The organism is Pelosinus sp. UFO1, from assembly GCF_000725345.1.
In the GTDB taxonomy this organism is placed as follows: domain Bacteria; phylum Bacillota; class Negativicutes; order DSM-13327; family DSM-13327; genus Pelosinus.
In genome coordinates this window covers 2,450,808-2,470,370 of the sequence record NZ_CP008852.1, presented here as the reverse complement: position 1 = coordinate 2,470,370, position 19,563 = coordinate 2,450,808, and the positions used below count along the sequence as shown (strand labels likewise).

The 19,563-nt window shown below is 37.4% G+C and carries 21 protein-coding genes and 2 pseudogenes; 20 read left to right on the top strand and 3 right to left on the bottom strand.

The features are described 5' to 3' along the window. Window positions 1–5 precede the first annotated feature (5 nt). Window positions 6–257 (top strand): annotated as a pseudogene (locus tag UFO1_RS24470) (ATP-binding protein); the annotation flags it as partial. Here the strand turns inward: UFO1_RS24470 and UFO1_RS11580 are convergent. Beyond that, on the bottom strand, window positions 232–1,812 hold the full coding sequence (locus UFO1_RS11580) for a recombinase family protein (protein WP_038670927.1): 1,581 nt from the start codon (window positions 1,810–1,812) through the stop codon (window positions 232–234). The pseudogene UFO1_RS24470 and the gene UFO1_RS11580 sit on opposite strands and share 26 nt — an antisense overlap. Window positions 1,813–2,075: 263 nt before the next feature. Between UFO1_RS11580 and UFO1_RS11575 the strand changes: the two genes are divergently transcribed. The 8 genes from UFO1_RS11575 (at window position 2,076) to UFO1_RS11540 (ending at window position 6,612) form a co-directional block, all read left to right on the top strand. Next, window positions 2,076–2,486 carry an immunity 70 family protein gene (locus UFO1_RS11575; RefSeq protein WP_038670926.1) on the top strand — a complete coding sequence of 137 codons (411 nt, stop codon included), beginning with the start codon at window positions 2,076–2,078 and terminating at the stop codon, window positions 2,484–2,486. Between the two features lie 257 nt (window positions 2,487–2,743). Beyond that, window positions 2,744–3,142 carry a hypothetical protein gene (locus tag UFO1_RS11570; protein WP_038670925.1) on the top strand — a complete coding sequence of 133 codons (399 nt, stop codon included), beginning with the start codon at window positions 2,744–2,746 and terminating at the stop codon, window positions 3,140–3,142. A 55-nt stretch (window positions 3,143–3,197) separates the two neighbouring features. Then, window positions 3,198–3,785 (top strand): hypothetical protein, encoded by a 588-nt coding sequence (locus tag UFO1_RS11565; protein WP_038670924.1) that lies wholly within the window; start codon window positions 3,198–3,200, stop codon window positions 3,783–3,785. A 76-nt stretch (window positions 3,786–3,861) separates the two neighbouring features. Further along, window positions 3,862–4,209: a DUF2019 domain-containing protein gene (locus tag UFO1_RS11560; RefSeq protein ID WP_038670923.1), complete on the top strand. Its 348-nt coding sequence runs from the start codon at window positions 3,862–3,864 to the stop codon at window positions 4,207–4,209. A 74-nt stretch (window positions 4,210–4,283) separates the two neighbouring features. After that, window positions 4,284–4,814 (top strand): hypothetical protein, encoded by a 531-nt coding sequence (locus tag UFO1_RS11555; protein WP_038670921.1) that lies wholly within the window; start codon window positions 4,284–4,286, stop codon window positions 4,812–4,814. Window positions 4,815–4,841: 27 nt separating this feature from the next. After that, entirely contained in the window at window positions 4,842–5,111 is a 270-nt protein-coding gene (locus UFO1_RS11550; RefSeq protein ID WP_144390882.1) for a hypothetical protein, read from the top strand. 522 nt (window positions 5,112–5,633) lie between these two features. Further along, a complete protein-coding gene (locus tag UFO1_RS11545) occupies window positions 5,634–6,164 on the top strand; it encodes a hypothetical protein (RefSeq protein ID WP_038670919.1) in 531 nt (176 codons plus the stop codon). A gap of 238 nt (window positions 6,165–6,402) precedes the next feature. Next, window positions 6,403–6,612, top strand: coding sequence for a hypothetical protein (locus UFO1_RS11540; protein WP_038670918.1), 210 nt, complete (start codon window positions 6,403–6,405; stop codon window positions 6,610–6,612). Between the two features lie 64 nt (window positions 6,613–6,676). Here the strand turns inward: UFO1_RS11540 and UFO1_RS24465 are convergent, their stop codons facing one another. Beyond that, the gene (locus tag UFO1_RS24465; protein ID WP_236639393.1) at window positions 6,677–6,907 is read right to left on the bottom strand and encodes a hypothetical protein; all 231 of its coding nucleotides are present in this window, start codon (window positions 6,905–6,907) and stop codon (window positions 6,677–6,679) included. A 116-nt stretch (window positions 6,908–7,023) separates the two neighbouring features. Between UFO1_RS24465 and UFO1_RS11535 the strand changes: the two genes are divergently transcribed. The 11 genes and pseudogenes from UFO1_RS11535 to UFO1_RS24895 all read left to right on the top strand — a co-directional run. Further along, window positions 7,024–8,040, top strand: a complete 1,017-nt coding sequence (locus UFO1_RS11535) for an alpha/beta hydrolase (RefSeq protein WP_158442798.1) — start codon at window positions 7,024–7,026, stop codon at window positions 8,038–8,040. A 582-nt stretch (window positions 8,041–8,622) separates the two neighbouring features. Continuing rightward, window positions 8,623–9,084: a hypothetical protein gene (locus UFO1_RS25745; protein WP_236639392.1), complete on the top strand. Its 462-nt coding sequence runs from the start codon at window positions 8,623–8,625 to the stop codon at window positions 9,082–9,084. A gap of 11 nt (window positions 9,085–9,095) precedes the next feature. Next, complete coding sequence (locus tag UFO1_RS11525) at window positions 9,096–9,449, top strand: hypothetical protein (RefSeq protein WP_038670917.1); 354 nt, start codon at window positions 9,096–9,098, stop codon at window positions 9,447–9,449. 381 nt (window positions 9,450–9,830) lie between these two features. Further along, window positions 9,831–10,526 (top strand): hypothetical protein, encoded by a 696-nt coding sequence (locus tag UFO1_RS11520; RefSeq protein ID WP_038670916.1) that lies wholly within the window; start codon window positions 9,831–9,833, stop codon window positions 10,524–10,526. A 400-nt stretch (window positions 10,527–10,926) separates the two neighbouring features. Further along, a complete protein-coding gene (locus UFO1_RS11515; protein WP_038670915.1) occupies window positions 10,927–11,568 on the top strand; it encodes a hypothetical protein in 642 nt (213 codons plus the stop codon). 191 nt (window positions 11,569–11,759) lie between these two features. Further along, window positions 11,760–12,062 (top strand): hypothetical protein, encoded by a 303-nt coding sequence (locus UFO1_RS11510; protein ID WP_038670914.1) that lies wholly within the window; start codon window positions 11,760–11,762, stop codon window positions 12,060–12,062. Between the two features lie 219 nt (window positions 12,063–12,281). After that, a complete protein-coding gene (locus UFO1_RS11505; protein ID WP_038670913.1) occupies window positions 12,282–13,955 on the top strand; it encodes a DUF4258 domain-containing protein in 1,674 nt (557 codons plus the stop codon). 9 nt (window positions 13,956–13,964) lie between these two features. Continuing rightward, entirely contained in the window at window positions 13,965–14,201 is a 237-nt protein-coding gene (locus UFO1_RS11500; RefSeq protein WP_038670912.1) for a DUF1871 family protein, read from the top strand. Between the two features lie 593 nt (window positions 14,202–14,794). After that, window positions 14,795–15,121 carry a hypothetical protein gene (locus tag UFO1_RS11495; RefSeq protein WP_038670911.1) on the top strand — a complete coding sequence of 109 codons (327 nt, stop codon included), beginning with the start codon at window positions 14,795–14,797 and terminating at the stop codon, window positions 15,119–15,121. Between the two features lie 895 nt (window positions 15,122–16,016). Beyond that, the gene (locus UFO1_RS11490; RefSeq protein WP_038670910.1) at window positions 16,017–18,020 is read left to right on the top strand and encodes a diguanylate cyclase domain-containing protein; all 2,004 of its coding nucleotides are present in this window, start codon (window positions 16,017–16,019) and stop codon (window positions 18,018–18,020) included. A 24-nt stretch (window positions 18,021–18,044) separates the two neighbouring features. Beyond that, window positions 18,045–18,229 (top strand): annotated as a pseudogene (locus UFO1_RS24895) (C4-dicarboxylate ABC transporter); the annotation flags it as partial. 331 nt (window positions 18,230–18,560) lie between these two features. Here UFO1_RS24895 and UFO1_RS11485 read toward each other — a convergent pair. Continuing rightward, on the bottom strand, window positions 18,561–19,421 hold the full coding sequence (locus tag UFO1_RS11485) for a LysR family transcriptional regulator (RefSeq protein WP_038670908.1): 861 nt from the start codon (window positions 19,419–19,421) through the stop codon (window positions 18,561–18,563). Between the last annotated feature and the right edge of the window lie 142 nt (window positions 19,422–19,563).

The following is a 19,563-nucleotide window of genomic DNA, read 5'->3' as shown; positions in this document are numbered from 1 at the left end:
ATTTATTTCACAGTCCTCATCACACTATTTCTGCTGCTAGCATGGTAGGTGGTGGACGTATCCCTCGGCCCGGCGAAGTTACATTGAGCCATCATGGTGTGTTATTTTTAGATGAGTTAGCTGAATTTCCAAGAGCTGTTTTAGAAGTATTACGCCACCCCTTAGAAGATGGACAAGTTACAATTTCGAGAGTTAATGCTTCTTTTTCTTATCCAGCAAAGCTAATGCTTCTTACGGCAATGAATCCTTGTCCGTGCATGGAACTATCTGGGGAAAAACAAACTTGATGTGAACTTTTACTTCAGGAGCATCCCTATTATCAGAATGTGTCGTGCAAACAACTACCTCACGTACGAGTTGCTTAATAATATTCCGTTTCGTTTCATATGTAATTTGACCTGTTAGTTTTTCTTTTAAATCACCTAAGAGCATAAGAGCGTCCTTTTTACGATAATCTTCATCATTAGTCGTAAGGAGGGCATTTTTTAATTCTTTCTGCCGGTATTCAAGAGCCGATCTCTCAATAGCAATTTTAGAGAGCTGATCTTCCACATCTTTACTGGTTATAAGTTGCTTTCTATATAGGTCGAGGATAGATTGCTTCTCTGTATCTTTTTGAGAGAGGGAAGAAGTAATTAACAATAGTTCTTGTTCATCTGGTGATAGGTCAGTTAATAATTGTCCAGGATTATTGATGAAATTAACGCAATCATTCCAAACCTTTTCATCTAACCAGTTGGCAGCTACATTTTTGGCTACGCATTTTCCCATGTACTTGCCTCTATAGGATGTTTTTCCATTACATACATAATAGGCAGTACGTTGTCCATTTACGCCTGAATAACCAGTCCCAGAGAAGTTTAGACCACATAGTGAGCATTTTACAAGAGACTTAAGTAAGTAACTATACTTAGTAAAGCGTACAGCTTCAAGTTGATTGTCTTTTAATACAAGTTGAGCCTTATCCCAACTATCTTCATCTACAATAGCAGGTACTTCGCGTTTGATTACTTCTCTTACTTTTTTAGAACGTTTACCGAAAAAATGGATCCCTTTATAAGTTTCCTGTACAATCATATTTCTGACACGACCTGGAAGCCAATGCCCAGATGTATTTTCTTTTCGTTTGCCTTTAGCGATCTTACGACCCTCTATTGCATATTTAGGTGGAATTCCTAAGGCATTAAGATAATCAGCGATTTTGATGGTACTCATATGCTGCTCAGTTGTTAGCCTGTAAATCATTTGCACAACATCAGCCTCTGACATGTCAAAGCCAGGGAGGGGAGTGTCACTAACAGTAAGGAATCCTTCATCATCAACTCGGTACCCATATGGACAAATACCACCAAGCCATTTGCCATTACGTGCAGCACGGTTTGTGCCATGCCAAAGACGGTCTAAAATATTGGAACGTTCTAAATCAGCAACACCGGCAAGGATAGTGAGAAGAAATCTACCTGAAGGGTCGCCTGTATCAAAGGGTTCTGTCATTGACTTGATTTTTATGCCATATTGCTCCAAAGTGTGAACACCATTTAAGATAGTCCTAGCACTTCGGCCAAAGCGGTCAAGGCGATAGAATAGGAGAGTATCGAATTTCTTTTCTTGTGCATCTTGAAGCATTATGGAGGCTTCTGGACGAGATTCAAAGGGGAGAGTTCCAGAAATCCCGTCATCCTTATACCACTTAACTATATTTAGTTGATGAAGATCGCAGTATTTTGTTGCAAATTCGATTTGGTTTTCTATAGTACCGCGCTCTTGTTGGTCTTCTGATGAAACCCGACAGTACACTGCAATGTTTAGCATGATAGGCCTCCTTGTAAAAACGTATGTTCGATTAAATAGGTAAAGAAAAAAGCGGATGTACCGCCTTGTGTATATAATATCATTCTAAAAGCTTAAGCGGAATCCGCTTAAGTTTAAATATTTATATCTGTATATGAGCCTATGCTATTTTCTGTAGAAAAAACATTTTTTTCCAGTGATTGGAAATGTAGATAACCCTGATTGTGTGATTGATGGTATAATTTAGTAATATACGATACTAAGTGATTTGAGAGGAGAAGGAAATGTCTGTTGGATTTAAAATTGACTTCTTAAGGTATGAAATTGGACATGGAGATTTTTTGCATTCATTTTTCTCCACTATAAGCTACCATCTCGAGCCTGAAGGGTGGGGTACTAAATATCCTTACCTATTAAACCATTTGTATAATGGAAAACTTTGTGTGACTGATGTCGCTAAAGCAGTAACCGAGCTAGAAGAAGTACGCTCTAAGCTAACTCATTTTAGCCCTAATGAGGTTATCTGGGACATTGAAAACTTGAATAAAAAGCCACCATGGGGAACCAACATAAGTGGTGACATTACAAACTTATCAAACTACTTTGTTACTAGTGATGGACGCGATTTGTTTGACGTTATATTCGTTACTTTTAAAGATTCCCAAGATTTAAAGGTCAATATTGAAATAGAATGATTGCAAAAAACTCAATGAGTCCATGGAGCCGTTTCCTTGACTCATTTTATCGTCATGCCGCCGTATAGCATGGTTTTAGGCTGTTAGTCAGCATATGACGAGAGTTAACAGAGCTAGCAAAACCAGCAAAACCAGATATAGACGCTATTAGCTTTTCTTAAAACGGTTGAAGGGGAAGATTATTACATTGTGTGTATCTCTGATAAAACTAAATTCACCTCAAATAAAAAACGAGCCAGATCCTTAGGAGGTTAGTCATGAATTGGTTCAATATTATAAGGGGTCTAATAGTAAGTTTAGGGAATCCAGTTGCATTTCTCGCGATGATATTTAGTCAAATACCAGGAACTATTATAGGAGGACATTATTTTCATATTTCATTATTTGGATTAGTCGCATTAATAGCTTTCGGATATTTATATCTCGCAGTATTTGCTTTACTTAAAAGGGGTACAGGAATTCATAATGATATTTTAGGCAACTTCGGGAGAATAAGTACTACAATGATTCCCTTATCTATTGTTGGGCTCATAGTACCAGTCTCATGCCTCCAGGAGATGGAAGAAAATGTATTCGGCTTTATAGTATTACCAGCAGTGGTTATTTTTGCTTTAATATGGATTTTAGTTTCTTTATATGCGATATGTAAAAGATAAAATGTCACATTAAAAATTATCTGGCTATGTAATACCTGAATAAGGAGCAATGCTTATGATATATTCATTATTAGACCCACCAAATTTAAAACATTACGATGATATGACAAAAACAGAAGCGAAGAAACACTTGGAATGGTATCTAAGTCAAATACCAGAACGACTGGAACTACTTAGCAATGCTTTTGAATTTACGGGTGGGAGAAAAAAAGAAAAGCTTGATTATTCAGTTGAGTCGTTAAGGATACTGTGGGAATGGTTTATTCCTCAAGTTATTACTGAACCTAAAACGGCAGCAGAATTAGAAAAAGAAGCAAAGATTCTCCCTGGTGGGAAACCTAGAAATCTTGAAAGATTAAGCATTGGCACATTGGCAATTGCCATGGATATTGCAATATATCTTGCTGAAGTATTTATTAGAACTTGTAAAAATGTAAATTGGGGCCTGGCTAAATCACGGTCTAAAAACTATATTAACTATAATCGCCCAGTGTTATTAGGATTTATGGCTGGAAAATATGAAGATGAACTTGATCCACATAGGATCTTAAATAATCTTTCACTAAAAGTAGCTTTTGGTGACGATAAAAATCCTGACGTGTTGATTAACATCTACAATATATGGAAAAACAAAGTCGAATAAGGATAAATGATTCATCGGTGTTAAATAATGTAAGTTGGTATTTAAACGTTTGAATTATTGAGGAGGCTGAGTTTGTATGAGAGCGTTGGAGCAAATTCTAGAAGAGTTTGTAGAGGCATGTCTTAAGCAGGAGGATTCTTTAAAGCGAGGAGACTCTAAAACAGGAAATAAGCAGTATCGAATAATTAACGATATCAGACGTGATTTGAAAGCAAATCCCAAATATGGAATCGAAAAACTAATTCCTTTTTTGGAGCATTCAAGTGCAAATGTCAGATTAAATACAGCATTTTGCTTAATTCCGCTATTGCCAGAGCAGGCAAGAAATGTTCTAGCGATAGTGGCGGCTGGTAGAGGGGCGGTTGCATTTAACGCTAAAATGACCTTATCAGAATGGGAAAAAGGAAATTTGAAATTTGATTAAAATACAATAAACAATTGAATGTATATAATCGATAGATATTAGTGTGAAAACAATCCATAGTAAGGGGCAATTGAATGAATTTAAGAATGTTATTATGCAAGAAATACCTATTACTAATTGTTGTAATTTTAATAGTGGGTTGGTCTACTATATCTCTATTGAAGGATACTATCTATAGTTTTTCAGACGTTATTATGTTTAAAAGCCGAGGCGTTGAAACGTCTGCAAAGGTATTAGAGTATAAACCTCAAAACATTTGGACTTATAGTTTTTTATCTCGGCATAAGACAATAGAGACTAGTCATGTTTACGTCATTGTGTATGATGGTCATATCCAAGAGATTGAACTTAATGTTCCGCAACAGATAAACAGCAAACTCCCAGTAATTTATGATAAAGATAATCCTGCTTTTGTATGGCAAGGTATGAAGGATTTAAGTATATGGAAGCTATGGAAATTAAATACGAGAATTTCATTTTTTCCCAAAGGTGACGTGCTAGGTGTAGTTACTTTCAATTTTCTTGGAATAATAACGATTTATAACCTAGTGATGGTCATAGTAAGAGATATTCATAAAAATTTAAAAGCAGAAGTACATAAATAGCGTATTTACTTAATACAATATATACAATTGGCAAATAAATTGGGTTTTCCCATAAATCAATATGATCTTAAAGGTATTGATTGTTTTATTCCTTACCTTGAAAAAATAAAGCAAGATTTATCTGTAGTGATTATTAAATTAGATGGAGAACGGGAAGATAATAGTTACACTTTTGTTGCATCAGGTAAAATACTTGGTGAAAGGGAATCTATGCGGATGGATACTTCTGACCTTGAGGGAGGGGTGTCATATATTTGTATTGAATATGCAAGAATCGCTTGGGAAATTGAGATTTAATAAACTAGGTAGAGACTAATAAGCACAAATATAAGATTTAAATTGAAGAAACCAACGAGGTCAGTAGATTTGATATACTCCCCTTGTAGTAGTCAGTTTTATTATTTAAACTGCCTACCGCAAGGGGGAGCATATCACGTAAAAATCTGCTGACCTTCTTTTTTATGTCTTATGGGCTAGTACATGAAAAACTAACGGGGATATCCGTTAGCTTTTAAAAGAGCCCGTAATGATCTACGCTACAGCCAATACCGATCATTACATACCTATACGCAATCTTTCGACTACCCACAAGCATTACACAACCGATACTGACCTTTGCTTGGCTACTATAGATACTTTGCCAACATAGCCAGCAAGCAGGATACTGATGACTAAACCACGAAGAATTTAATCAATGGATTTTAGACTTAACATGAGTCCATAAATACGTGATTGGACTAATCAAAAACGCGATATGTAAGAATCAACACTGATACAGTGTTGATTTACCACACACTACCTGAATAGTAGGAGGATAAGATGGGATTGAAAATTTCAAAAATATGTAACAAATTAAACAATATAAGAATTCAAAGAAATTTTGAGGCAATGGGTGAAAATTTGCTGCTGGTAAAACTGGAATTTCTCCCTAAATGCTTATCTCCTTATCACTGGTTTTTAGAGGATAAGAGAAAACCTCCTTTTGATATCGCAATAAACCCTGATGATGGATTTATTAGTTATATAAAGTTCTTCTTCCAGGATGAAAAGGTTCAAAAAAACAATAGCAATATAAAATATGGAAAAGAGGAAGAGGGCTATCCACAATTTGATACTAGTAGTTTTGATGAAAAGAAATACCATATTTTTGAACAAGGGAAACTAGAAGCATATATACAAGAAAAGAGCTTGTATTTAATTGTTTCTAAAACTAATAGTTATCGATGCTTAAAACTAGACGCATACAATGCGATATTATTTGATGAGACAGACACTTTTACTGGGGTTATATGTAAGGATTTATCAGCGAAGGAATTAGGGGAATTGGTACGCGCAAAAATTTTAGAATGAGTCAGGGAATCATGTATTTGTTTTGCGTAAGGTAATATAAACATGGAGGTCAGTAGATATAAAAAGCGCTGACCTCTCTTTTTCGGATTATCGCCTAGCAACCACAATTTGATCATCCTATATATAGGGGAATTTTAAGTGTAAGACTGCCTGAGGGTATGGATGCAATATGGTTGGCAGATGTAAGGCTTTTGTCGGTTTCTTGGAAGTTTACAAAATGATGGAAGGAAGGATGTAATTGAAGGGGTGGAGTGCGGATTTTGTTAATGATCCCAACAATGATTTTGAGGTAGTTCTTGAAATCCTGTATGAAGATAAGGATGTCGCTGTTATACGTCAAGGCGTTGATGGTCTAGAAATTCATTGGTATGAAAATACTAAAAGATTAGTAGTCCCAGTGGATTGGTTAGTAAAACTTCTTATTGATGCAAAAGAAAAATTGAGATAACAATAGAAAGCGAGGTCAACGGACATAAAAATCCGCTGACCTTCTTTTTATGTCTTATGGTTGTTTATCTTTTAAAGAGCCCGTAATGATCTACGCTGCAGCCAATACCGATCATTACATACCTATACGCAATCTTTCGACTACCCACAAGCATTACACAACCGATACTGACCTTTGCTCGACTGCCACAGATACCTACCGAACCGGTCGCAATCTCCCGACAACGGCCGAGCCCTATACCTTCAACACCCATGACAGTCTTAGATCGACCGTTATACAGCCCTTTTGACCACACGACAACAGTTGGGCTGCCGTACAGCCTTTAAGAATAGGTTGAGAGATCGAATCCTCAACCTTTTTAGCATATATTTTTTGAAGGAAAAATATAACATTTCGAGAATGGGTATAAAAATGGACAAAGGAAGGTGTGTACTCTTGAAAGAAAGTTTATCAAGAATAGGCTTAATAGGAATAATCGTTCTGACTCTTATCACATTATTTCCACGTGAAGGTTGGTGCAATGACTTCGAACGGCGTGATGTAACTTTCAAAAGCCAGGGACTAGATTGTGCAGCCTGGTATTATATCCCTAATGATGTGAAATCTGGAGAAAAAAGACCTGCAATTGTTATGGCTAATGGCTTGAGCGCTGTAAAAGAGATGGGACTTGATAAATTTGCAGAGAAATTTGCCGAAGCTGGATTTGTTGTATTGGTTTTCGATTATCGATATTTTGGTGCAAGTGAAGGAGAACCCCGAGGGCAATTCTTCTACTATGATCAGCAACAGGATTACCGTAATGCAATTACTTGGGTATCCCTTCAAAAGGAGGTTGATTCTCAGCGCGTGGGTCTCTGGGGCACTTCTTTGAGTGGTGGTCATGTGTTACATTTAGCTGCTTTTGATAAGCGTGTAAAGGCAGTAGTTGCTCAAGTTCCAGCATCCTACACTTGGGAAACTTATTATCAAAATGCTAAACCTGAAGCGCTGGAAGGGATGAGAGAATGGTTCGCTAAAAATCGGAGCAATGAGTATACTACAGGTATAGTACAATATATCCCTGTAGTTGCACCGCAGGGACAGCCTTCATGTCTTAGCCAAAAAGAATCTTATGAGTGGTTTACAGAAGCTGCTAAGACAGCCCCTAATTGGGAAAATAAAGTTACTGCGGAATCTATAGACATTAACAAAGAATATGCTCCAATGACATACATTCATATTATATCTCCAACGCCATTACTGATGATTGTTGCAGATCATGATAATGTGTGTCCGACCGATGTTCAAAAGAGGGGCTTCGCACTTGCTGGAGAACCGAAGCAATTGGTTGTTGTTGAAGGTAGTCACTTCAGTGTTTATAGTGGAAATGCATTTATTAAGGCATCAACTTCGGCAGTTGACTGGTTCAAGAAGTATTTAAAGTCATAAGAGCTTTTGCTTAAATATGAGAAAAATTATAGGATCAGGCTTAAATTATATAAAAGAAGAAAGAGCGAGGTCACCGGACGTAAAAATCCGCTGACCTCTCTTTTTGATGTCCTCATATTAAATATAAAAGCTAACGGGGATATCCGTTAGCTTTTTAAGAGCCCATAATGATCTACGCTACGGCCAATACCGATCATTATATACCTAAACGCAATCCTTCAACCCACAAGCATTACAAGCGGAAACCGACTCAGATCTGCTAATATATCCAGCAAGCAGGATACAGATGACTATACCGCGAAGAATCAAAGCAGTGGAATTGGATTTAGTACAGGACCTAAAGGCGGCACAACTGGTTCCATAAACCAAGGGAAAACAGATTCTACCTACGCAAGTGTCACAGAACAATCAGGAATCTATGCTGGCAAAGACGGTTTCGATATCACTGTTGGTAAGAATACTGACCTGAAAGGTGCGGTCATTTCCAGCGACGCTACACCTGATAAAAATAAGATTAGCACAGGTACTCTTACGTACTCTGATATTCAAAATAAGGCGGAGTACAGCGCAAGCAACAGTGGAGTGAACCTGGACACTAGAAAAGACACCGAGAAAAAAGATGCCGGGCTTACACCTAACATTAGCGTGAAGGTTTCTGGAGATGCGGATAGTACAACAAAATCAGCGATTGCTGAAGGAACAATTGAAGTACGTAGCAATGTAAAAAATGAACGTGGATCAGTACGACTAGGCAGAGAAATTGAAAAAATTTTTGCAGGAAAGATTAATGCAAGTGAAATTGCTAATATGTCCAAAAGTGAAATCCTTGAAAAATTACCAAATGACTGGAAGTATACTGAAAATAATGGTTTTGTGCATGTTAGGGATGCTGATGGAAACGTTCGTATGAGAATCGATCCTCCAGATAAAGTTACGAATTATGATCATGTCCATCTCTACGATGAAAAGGGTAATTCATTGGATGCTGATTTAAATATTGTCGATAGGAAAAGTTCAGATGGCCATATACCATATCAGAATTGAGGTGAAATATTTTGAAAGCAAGACAGATACAAGAGGAAATTGAAAGATTGCATTATTGGGATGCTAGAGTATTACAAATAACTGCTGAGTATTTTGGTGATGAGGTGACAATTATATTTCAAGATGCAGATAATAATATAAAGCTATTGTTTTCTGGTTGCTCGAAGGTCAATTTTACAACTGATGTTAGTGATAGAAAAAAACCGCTTAGGAAACTGACTATTCCCCAAATACCGTATTTCATTCAAGATATTGAAGTTGTAGATTGTATTATTGATGAATTTGAAGTATTAAATTGCAAAATATTAATGCCACCTATGAGTGTTGAAGTTTCTTGCAACCAAATTATTATTTCAAAAGTATAACGCTATTCGAGAACAAACGAGGTCAGTGGACGTAAAAATCCGCTGACCGTTCTTTTTTTAGCACATAAAATAAAAAACTAACGGGGATATCCGTTAGCTTTTAAAAGAGCCCGTAAGGATCTACGCTACAGTCAATACCGTTCATTACATGCCTACGACAACCATAGCATACATAACCGATACTGACCTTCTCGACTGTCACAGATCTCTGCCTACATAGTAAGCAAGCAGGATACAGATGACTACACAACGAAGAATCAAAGCAGTAGTACAGGCCCTAAAGGTGGCTTAACTAGTTCATTCAGTTAGGGTAAAACAGGATCGGCTGGGCCAAATACTCCGATATTTGGTATCAAACCGTAATTTTAGGAGGAAGAATCTGTGACGTATGGACAAAAAATACGGAAGCTGATAAAAAGACAACTAAAGTCATTTGCAGAAGAGAATAAGTTCATATTTTTAAAGCCAACCCTTTTAGTTAGGGTCAAGCAAGACGTACTGCATATAATTTGCTTTGAAATTCCACCAGGGGGTTTTTATTGCAATGTAGTAATTCAACCGTTATACATTCCTTTTGAGAGACCTAATCTGGGTTTTGGAGCTCGCCTGAGACATATTAATGAAAGGCGAGCTGGATGGGGTTTAGTTGATGATGAAGTGGAATTAGAAAAAGAGTTTAAACAAATTCTAGAACAATTAAGAACAGATTCATTGCCGTGGTTTGAAGAGGTCGGACATCCCGAAGGTATTATTTCCTTCGTTAATAGTTGGGCTCCTGGAAATCCTTACTTGATAGCACCTACGATTCGAACAGAATACTTGGCGTATAGTTACTTATATTTTGAAGAATTTGAATTAGCCGATCAAACATTTTTTGCATTTCTTAAGGACAGAACATCATTTCTTGAAGCAAGTACGCAACATTTTGATTATATGGTAGAAAAAAACAATAGTATTGAAGAATTACGAATATTAGCCAAGACTCAACCAGATATGATTAAAGTAAAGATAAGAGAATTTATAGAATATACAGCTTCAAATTTAAAGTTAAATCTCAATAAATGGAGGGACAATTAGTAGATTTGTACTAGATAAAATGATACGGTAGGGGATAAAAAAATAAACAATCAACAAAGAGGTCAACGGACAAAAATCCGCTGACCTCTTTGTTTTAGGCCTTAAAAAGAGCCCGTAATGATCTAAGCTAGCTACAGCCAATAACGATCATTACATACCTATACGCAATCTTTCGACTATCCACAAGTATTACACAACCGATACTGACCTTTGCTTGACTGTCACAGATCTCTTTCAACATAGTAAGCAAGCAGGATACAGATGACTACGCAACGAAGAATCAAATCAGTGGATTAGGATTTAATACAGGATCTAATGGTGGAGTAACTGGTTCTTTGCTAGTGAAACTATATCGGACACAATAAACTATCGTTTAGACCATTAGGAGTGAGGTGATTAGGTGAAAATTAAGTACATAGATTCAAATGGCAAGGAACTTAATTTGACGTTACACAAAAGTTATATTGTTTTCGCAATGGAGTTTAGCAACAATTCATCTGTTTCAGGAGAATATATTAAATTTCGTTTACAGAATGACGACAATAGTATAGTTCCTTACCCTGCGAGCTTATTTGAAATTGTATCAGATAAACTAAGTTCAACTTGGATTTTTAATCAAAAGACTAAGAATAACTACTGGATTATGCCAATGGAAATTTGTTACAATTCTTTCTGGGAAGATTTTTACAACGACGAAATCGTAGCAATTAAAAATTTTAATCACGTTAAGGAAGTTCTTTATCTAGAAGAGTTAACAGAAGAAGAAATCCAAGATATTCTTTGTAGTAATAAAGAGGACGAAGTCGATTTTATTCTAAATGCTTTAATGAAATACAAGTGTGATAGGTTTGTAAATCATGTTGTTAATTATGCATCAACAGAATTAAGTAGTTATAATAAAAGTAGTTCCTTGTTGTCTGCGTTTAAATATCTAAGTGTCTTTAAGCAGATAGAGATAGATGAGCTTTTTATAAATTACCTGACAAATATAGAAAATGGTTCCGATGAGTTAACGAAAGTTGTTAATGGATATTTCTCGTGAGATAGAGAACTTGCAGCATCTCTAAACAAAACTGACCCTAATTTAACGTGGGAACAAGTTGCTCAAAAGTATACTGAAAAAGGATTTCAAGGTGATGCTTTATATCATGAAATTATAAATGCAGCACAACGGTCAAGAACTAGCGTAAATAAATCACTTGGGATAGAGTAGATAAAATAAAGGAGATTACTATGAAGTTGAAAATCGCAGAAGTATCGCTTGATAATGGAAATGTAGAGCTGATCTTTGATGGGTTGATGCAAAAAGAAGATTTCAATTTGATATTGGAAAAATTCGCAAAAATTAAAGGAGTAAAAGTTGTTAAAGAAACAGAAGATGAGTTAGGCAAAGCATGTTTGTTAAGTTATGGTGAATTTGAATTTGTACTTGTATATAGTTCCGATAGTTTTGTTTGGAATTATGTATATGCTGTAAAGAAAGAAAACCACAAATTATTAAAAAAATTATGTGAAAATTTTGCAGAAATTATCTAATGCGGACGTTTACGGAAAAATATAATGGGTAATAAGAAAGACAAGGTCAGTGGACGTAAAAATCCGCTGACCTTCTTTTTTTAGCACATAAAATAAAAAACTAACGGGAATATCCGTTGCTTTTAAAAGAGCCCGTAATGATCTACGCTATAGCCAATACCGTTCATTACATACCTATACGCAATCTTTCGACTATTCACAAGCATTACACAAACGACATTGACCTTTACTCGACTGCCACAGATACCTGCCAATATAGCCAACAAGCAGGATACAGGTGACTACGCAGCGAAGAATCAAAGCAGTGGAATTGGAGTTAGTACAGGACCTAAAGCCGGTACAACTGGTTCTGTAAACCAAGGCAAAACTGACTCTACCTACGCAAGTGTCACAGAACAAGCAGGCATCTATGCTGGTGACGGTGGTTTTAATATCACTGTTAGTAAGAATACTGACCTGAAAGGTGCGGTCATTTCCAGCGACGCTACTCCAGATAAAAACAAGATTAGCACAGATACTCTTACTTACTCTGATATACAAAATAAGGCGGAGTACAGCGCAAGTAGTGTAGGGGTAAATCTTGATACTAGAAAAGACGCTAAATTAAACGAAAAAGGTTTAACTCCTAATATTGGGGTAAAAGCATCAGGAGATGCAGACAGCACAACCAAATCAGCTATTTCTCCTGGTACGATTGAAGTACGTAGCAATCCAACTCAAGACTTATCGAAACTTAGCCGTGATCCAGAAGGGGCATTAAATGCCTTAGGCAAGATATTTGATAAGAAAACTGTTCAAGAACAGCAGGAATTAGCTAAGGTATTTGGTGAAGTAGCATTTGAACAAATTCATATAATCAGCAAGGCCAATGGTTGGGATGAAGGAAGTCCTCAAAAGATAGCACTACATGCTTTTGTCGGAGCAGTAATGGCTGATATGGGTGGCGGAAATGCTTTATCAGGAGCTGTTGGTGCTGGATTAAATGAGGCGGTTCAAAAAGAACTAAAAGACAAATTTAAAGATAATCCTGATATGCATCAATGGGCGAGCGCTATTATAGGTGCTGCTGCTGCTGCAGTAGTTGGAGGAGATGCACAAACTGGTGGATCAACTGCAGCTAGCGGTACGAAGAATAATGCATTATATGATTATGAGATTGTCCGCTTTAAAGATAAACTATCTAAAGCTGTAAATGATGGTGCAGGAAAAGAAGAACTTGTAGATTTGATTAAGGAGTATTGGAGCAGTAGTAGGGGTAATGCGAACGGGTCTGACTCTCCTTATCATTTTAATGATTTTACTGATATGGAAGGCGGTACTGTTGGTCAAGATTTTAAAAACTTCTTGAAGACAAACGTTGCTTATGACTGGAATGTAGCTTTTGCAGCTAATGCTTATGATGTTAATGCAACATGGGCGAATTTGGTTGACCATATATCTAGTCCAACGACAATTTCTTATGCGAGAGCAGTAAATGGTGTTACTCAAGAAGCAGTAGATAAACATCAGTTTGAATCTGATTGGACTACAGCAGGTGGCTTTTTAATAGGAGGAACTGGTTTAGGTAAGTGGTCGAGTAAACTTGCGCAAATTGGAGATAATTTCGGAAAAGCTGGTGTGCTTGTAGAAAACCCAGGAACTAAAGTAAATTGGTCACTACAAACTCAGCATGGAGCTGATAGAATGGCTGAAAGAGGAGTTACATCGGAAATGGTTGACTCTTGGGTTCAAAATGGAAAGGCATTAGAACAAGCGGGAGGAAGAAAACATTTGTTTTTCACCCCAGATGGAGCGGCAGTTCTTGGGACAGATGGATACCTTGTAACAGTAATTCCTAAAAGATATTATGATGATGCCTATAAAGCTCTATCAAAAGCTTTATTTGGTGAGTAGGAGGAAATAATGGACGAAAAACTGATAACTATAATAAATGAATGGAATCCTATGGATATACATCCACTAATAGTTGATGAGTATGCTTATGAGATAAAAAGAATACAAGGAATTTTTAATCGTAATTTACACAATGCTTATGATTTGGGAGAAATTATAAAAAGAGTCTTTATTGACAGCTTTGGTGAAAGGTTCCCTAAATCACTAGAGGAGTGCATAAAAGTAGCAAAAAAGTATTTTTTATAACTCATGCCATTAACACTATTAGGAGTAAGGAACTGATGATAGTTTATGGTAATCGGCACATATATAATACAACGGATACAGCTCCAGATGGAAAACATTACGATGACGATGGTGAAACTGAGGGGACAGGTTCCTTGTCCCAAGAGTGATTGAAGTAGATGCAAGTGACAAGTGATATTTGGGGACGTTCTGCGTATTAAAGTTATAGGATTCAATGAAAAAGCTAGGTCAACGGACGTAAAAAATCCACTGACCTAGCTTTTTCTCTTCCATTTCAATTAATCTAGAAACATCTGAGTAACTCTAAAATTAAAATGACTTCGACTCATTCCCTCCATAATAAGGACAACTACCCCCTTAACCAGCAAGCAGGATACAGATGACTATACCGCGAAGAATCAAAATAGTGGATTTGGATTTAGTACAGGCCCTAAAGGTGGCGTAATTGGTTCTGTAAGTCAAGGTAAAACCGATTCTACTTATGCCAGTGTAACCTAACAAGCAGGCAACTATGCTGGTAAAGACGGTTTCTGGTAACGACCATATGTATCCAGGCGATAGAGTCCCAGAATAAAAAAGGGGGATGATGGAATGTGCTAATCGTAAGTGAAAAATCGAAGCTACAGAAAATAAATTTCCATGATGCGTTCGTAGCGAAGATTATTTGTGATTATGATAGCGGAACTGTTGAACTGCCTATAATTATGGATGATAAAGGGCGATATAACGCATTGTTGAAATTCGAAAATGTGGTATACGTAGAAGTCAATCGAAGGGAACCATGGGGACCGGGGGTTAATGTTATTTCATTAGATATAGAAGAGGTTGAAGGAGATTTATTAAAAGTAAATATTGTACTTAGATCTGGAGATGAAATAAATATTACAGCACCTATAATGATTTATTCTACGGACGATTAGAAAATGTAGGAAGGTGCCAGGGAGATGCAAGACAGGGGGACGGGGTTGTTGACACGCTCCTAGTCTAAGACATCGCAGATGATCAAATGACATCGAGGTCAGTGGACGTAAAAAATCCGCTGACCTCGCTTTTTCATGTCCTCAATGTCGTCAAAAAAATAAAAAGCCAACGGAAATATCCGTTAGCTTTAAAAGAGCCCGTAATGATCTACGCTACAGCCAATACCGATCATTACATACCTATACGCAATCTTTCGACTATTCACAAGCATTACACATTGATACTGACCTTTGCTCGACTGCCACAGATACCTACTGAACCGGTAGAAGGAAAGGCTGATATTACGTATAAAATAAGCTATTAATAATTCGGGCTGGCGGTTTTGGTAAATAACCCAGGATGCATATAATTGCTGAGCATACCTCTAGTAGTTTTTACTACTAGAGGTTTTTTGTAGCCTTTCTTATGACAGGATTATGAACAAAATTATTATAAATAGGAGTTGGAGAGTGTGCTTGAACTCGGAGGGAAAATTAGAAGTGTAGTAGGGACTCATGGGGAAGTAGATGTAGCCGAAAAATTATGAATTTTTCCGGCGAATGGACTACTTTCAGCGTTATCCTGAGCAACTGCAGCTTTTGCCGATAAGCGGCGATCACCTAGGACGAAAAAATGTTGTTGCAGTTGTCCGGGGTAAAAAGGGGGCAGCATCTAAGAGCTTCTGTGTTTGGGACATATCGACACTGTTGGAATAGACGACTATGCTGAACTCCGTGAGTATGCCACTGACCGCGAGGTGCTAAAGGAAAAGCTGTCTACCATAAAATTGAGAAAGGGTTTGTTTGCAAAAAGTCGAATATTATCGATTATAAATAATATATAGGAGATTATTCAATGACCACCTTTTACAAAAAGATGAATGGATTGTTATCCTATAATACAATTCCCGGCTTTACTAGACTACTTTTATTGGCATCTATCAGTGTTTTTACACTGTTCTTTTTCATTTTCGTTTCACGCGAAGTTGAAACAACCCGCAATTACATCTTAAAAAACTTTGAACAGACTATCAAGATTCAACGGAGTATGATCGAGGATTGGTTCAATAATCATGCTGGGCAGATAAAAACGTTCTCTGAGCTTCAGTCAACGAAAGATGGAGATGTAGAAGTAATAAAGAAAAATATTGAGACATTTTCACGTAACAACTCAGAATTCTGGTGGTTATCATTTATAGATGTAAATGGCTTGACATACGATGGCGCTAACGTTTCAGACCGGGAGTACTTTAAGCAAGGCTTACTTGGAAGTTCGTATACTACAGATGTTTTTTATAGTCGAGTCACGAATACACCAGTAATTTTATTTTCATCTCCTATATTCGACCGAGGTGGCAATGTTATAGGAGTAGTTGCTGGGTCGGTAAAATTAACCACGATTAGCAAAACTATGGAGCAGTTTCAATTCGGGTCAACAGGAGAAAGCTATCTCGTTGACCGAAACGGTATAATGGTTACACCAACGCGACTGACGAGTGACGTTGCCACTCGTGGAATACCAAATACGAATGGGCGTATTAGCGTAAAAGGGACATACGGTTTTGAACAGGCAATACAAGGAAAGTCGGGGTCGGAAGTATACACGGATTTCCGCGGACAACGTGTGTTCGGCGCGTTCTCCGCAATTGGAAATCCCAATTGGACCATAATAGCCGAAGTAGATGAGGCTGAAATTTTGGCCCCACTCTACAAAAATCTTAGCATATTAGGCTTGGTATATCTCGCCTTATTAGTTATCTTAGTTTATCTGATCACCGCTTTTACACAGAGAATAAACCGACCGGTTTTCGATCTAGTAGCAATGGCTAATAAAGTAGAAAGTGGAGATTATGGTGTAGTATCATACCAAGAAGGCTCCTTTTCAAAAGCTCCTCAGGAATTACAGTACTTGAACAAAGCTTTTATTTCCATGGCGCAAAAATTAATTGCCACTATTGATGAACTGAACCAAGTGAATAATTTACTCATAGAGGCAGAAGATAAATTCCGAAGCCTCGTGGAGAATTCCCTTGTTGGCGTTTCTTTTTTAGTGGACGGAAAGATAACGTATTTAAACCCAAAGATGGAAGAAATGATTGGTTATACCATGGAAGAAGTGAAACAGCTGAGTAGTTTTCTTGAGTATGTTCATCCTGACGATAGAGAATTTGTTCTGGATAAAGCTCAAAGGAGAATGGATGGCGATATAGGTCATTATAGTTACGAGATTCGCTTTGTTCACAAAGATGGTACTATTATCGATGTTTATATACTTACCAGCACATGTATAATCAATGGCAAGAAAGCTATCTTGGGAAGTGTTATTGACATTAGTGAGCGAAAAAGATGGGAAAGTAAACTAGAATATATGAGTTACCATGACGCCGGAACTGGTCTGTATAACCGGGCTTACTTCGAACTTCAAATCAATCAGATGGCTACGTCTGACCGGGATATTGGTATTATTATCTGTGATGTGGATAAGTTGAAGCAAATTAACGATTTCTTAGGACATCATACTGGCGATGCACTATTAAAGGCAGCGGCACAAGCGATCTCGTTTAACGATAGGCAAATTATTTCGACGCGAATTGGCGGTGACGAATTTGCTCTTCTAGTATGGGATGCCACAGAAGAGAACATGAATACGTTGCGTGAAGATATTACCGCTAAAATCCAAGCATATAGAAGGAATAAGGGTTCGCTACCATTGTATATTTCCATAGGCTGTAGCTTAGGGAAGGGGTTTAGAGTGAGTGAGGTTCTACGTCAGGCTGATGATGCCATGTATCAAGATAAAAATACCAATCGGACGAAAATCGGGGAGCGGGTAATGAAATATCTAGAAGGCTTAGATTAATGTTACAATTAGTATAGGTACTTCTTGGGTTCTCTGGCTACCATTTCCGGTGCGTTTGGCGGACGATGTCGCCGGTAGCCGGTGTGGCCATTGTCTGTGCGACACTGGCAGGCGTAAGTCCAATCGAAATTGCCAAACGGACGGCGCCGGGTATGATGATTGCTCTAATCAGCATTATCTTTATTTTCTCAATGAAAGTAACGGCTTAAAAGTCAGTAAATGCTCTAGTTTTCGATTGTTTACAAAGCGGCAGTTTTAGAAAATCGAAGGGATGAGTTCCGTTGAGCTGAGAAGCAATGCAATTATAATAGACTTAATTAAATTCGCTGTTACACTTGATACGGAGAACCTTATCACTGGTAACGGCGAAAAACTATAAGAAAGACACAGCCTATCCATTAATGGACCAGAGCTGTGTCTTTTCTATTAAAAGCAATTATCAATTTTACGGCCTACAAACCTTACTAGCCACAAACCCCGCGTGAACCGCCTCATCCCGACTATCTTAAAACACCCGTACCCTCTGTGGAGTGGCTAGTGTTAGGTACTTATTAAGTCAATAAAATTAGCCATGGCCGCTGTTTGTATCACATCTTTTCTTCGTATTATCATTGTTGTGCAAATTCGTAGATGAGATGGCAATTCATAAGCGATTAGAACGCCTGATTGAAGTTTATCTTCTATAACAGACTTAGGCAATAAGGAGATTCCGATACCAGCTGACACACCGCCAATAATAGCCTCCAGAGATCCAAATTCAAAACGCCTCAAAGGTATCGATTTGCTTTCCAATAAATATCGCTCAAGCAATGATCGATAAGAGCAGCCAGGGCGGAAAACTAATATCGTTCTATTTCTTATAATATCCAAAATATCTTGGATATTTTCTTTATTCTCGGCAACCAGAACCATCTCTTCTCTAAAGCTTTCGATTTCAGTGATTTCTGGATGATTGACAGGCGCTGCGACAAAGGCCAGATCGAGCTCGTAATTCAGAACTTGATTAATTAAGTATTCGGTAGGCCCAGTCTGAAGTGATAATTCGACCTTATCATATAAGGAATGATATTTTTTGAGCAGCGAAGGTAGTCGAATTGCGGCTGTTGTTTCCATAGAGCCAATTCGCAGTAATCCGTTTGGAACTTCACTTGGACTCAAGAGGAGGTATAATTCTTCCGTGAGTTGTGTAATTTTTGAGCCGTACTCTAGGAAAATTTGACCGGAGGGAGTGAGCTGCACTCCTTTGGCATTACGATAAAATAAATTCACTTTTAAGTTAGCTTCTAGTTTTCGTATGCGTGCAGTAACACTGGATTGTGCGTATCCTAGAGTTTCTGCTGCTTGGGTCATGGAACCATGCAATACTACTTCGCGGAAAACTTTTATATCTTCTAAATCCATCTTCGTCAGCTCCTTATAGATAAAACCGATTGCTGCAATAGAAATGAATCGCTTCTGTTAGTGTTTTTTCTATAGTAACATATAATCATATTATTTGGCTAGGAGGCGACGAAATCGAAAAATAACCGTAATATTTCTACTC

What these genes read in the sequence shown, in the direction of transcription:
- UFO1_RS11575 (WP_038670926.1), top strand. Translation starts at nt 2,076, where the DNA reads ATGTCTGTTGGATTTAAAATTGACTTCTTAAGGTATGAAATTGGACAT.
- UFO1_RS11490 (WP_038670910.1), top strand. Translation starts at nt 16,017, where the DNA reads ATGACCACCTTTTACAAAAAGATGAATGGATTGTTATCCTATAATACA.
- UFO1_RS11535 (WP_158442798.1), top strand. Translation starts at nt 7,024, where the DNA reads ATGGACAAAGGAAGGTGTGTACTCTTGAAAGAAAGTTTATCAAGAATA.
- UFO1_RS11565 (WP_038670924.1), top strand. Translation starts at nt 3,198, where the DNA reads ATGATATATTCATTATTAGACCCACCAAATTTAAAACATTACGATGAT.
- UFO1_RS11580 (WP_038670927.1), bottom strand. Translation starts at nt 1,812, where the DNA reads ATGCTAAACATTGCAGTGTACTGTCGGGTTTCATCAGAAGACCAACAA.
- UFO1_RS11545 (WP_038670919.1), top strand. Translation starts at nt 5,634, where the DNA reads ATGGGATTGAAAATTTCAAAAATATGTAACAAATTAAACAATATAAGA.
- UFO1_RS11500 (WP_038670912.1), top strand. Translation starts at nt 13,965, where the DNA reads ATGGACGAAAAACTGATAACTATAATAAATGAATGGAATCCTATGGAT.
- UFO1_RS11510 (WP_038670914.1), top strand. Translation starts at nt 11,760, where the DNA reads ATGAAGTTGAAAATCGCAGAAGTATCGCTTGATAATGGAAATGTAGAG.
- UFO1_RS11570 (WP_038670925.1), top strand. Translation starts at nt 2,744, where the DNA reads ATGAATTGGTTCAATATTATAAGGGGTCTAATAGTAAGTTTAGGGAAT.
- UFO1_RS11485 (WP_038670908.1), bottom strand. Translation starts at nt 19,421, where the DNA reads ATGGATTTAGAAGATATAAAAGTTTTCCGCGAAGTAGTATTGCATGGT.
- UFO1_RS11555 (WP_038670921.1), top strand. Translation starts at nt 4,284, where the DNA reads ATGAATTTAAGAATGTTATTATGCAAGAAATACCTATTACTAATTGTT.
- UFO1_RS11560 (WP_038670923.1), top strand. Translation starts at nt 3,862, where the DNA reads ATGAGAGCGTTGGAGCAAATTCTAGAAGAGTTTGTAGAGGCATGTCTT.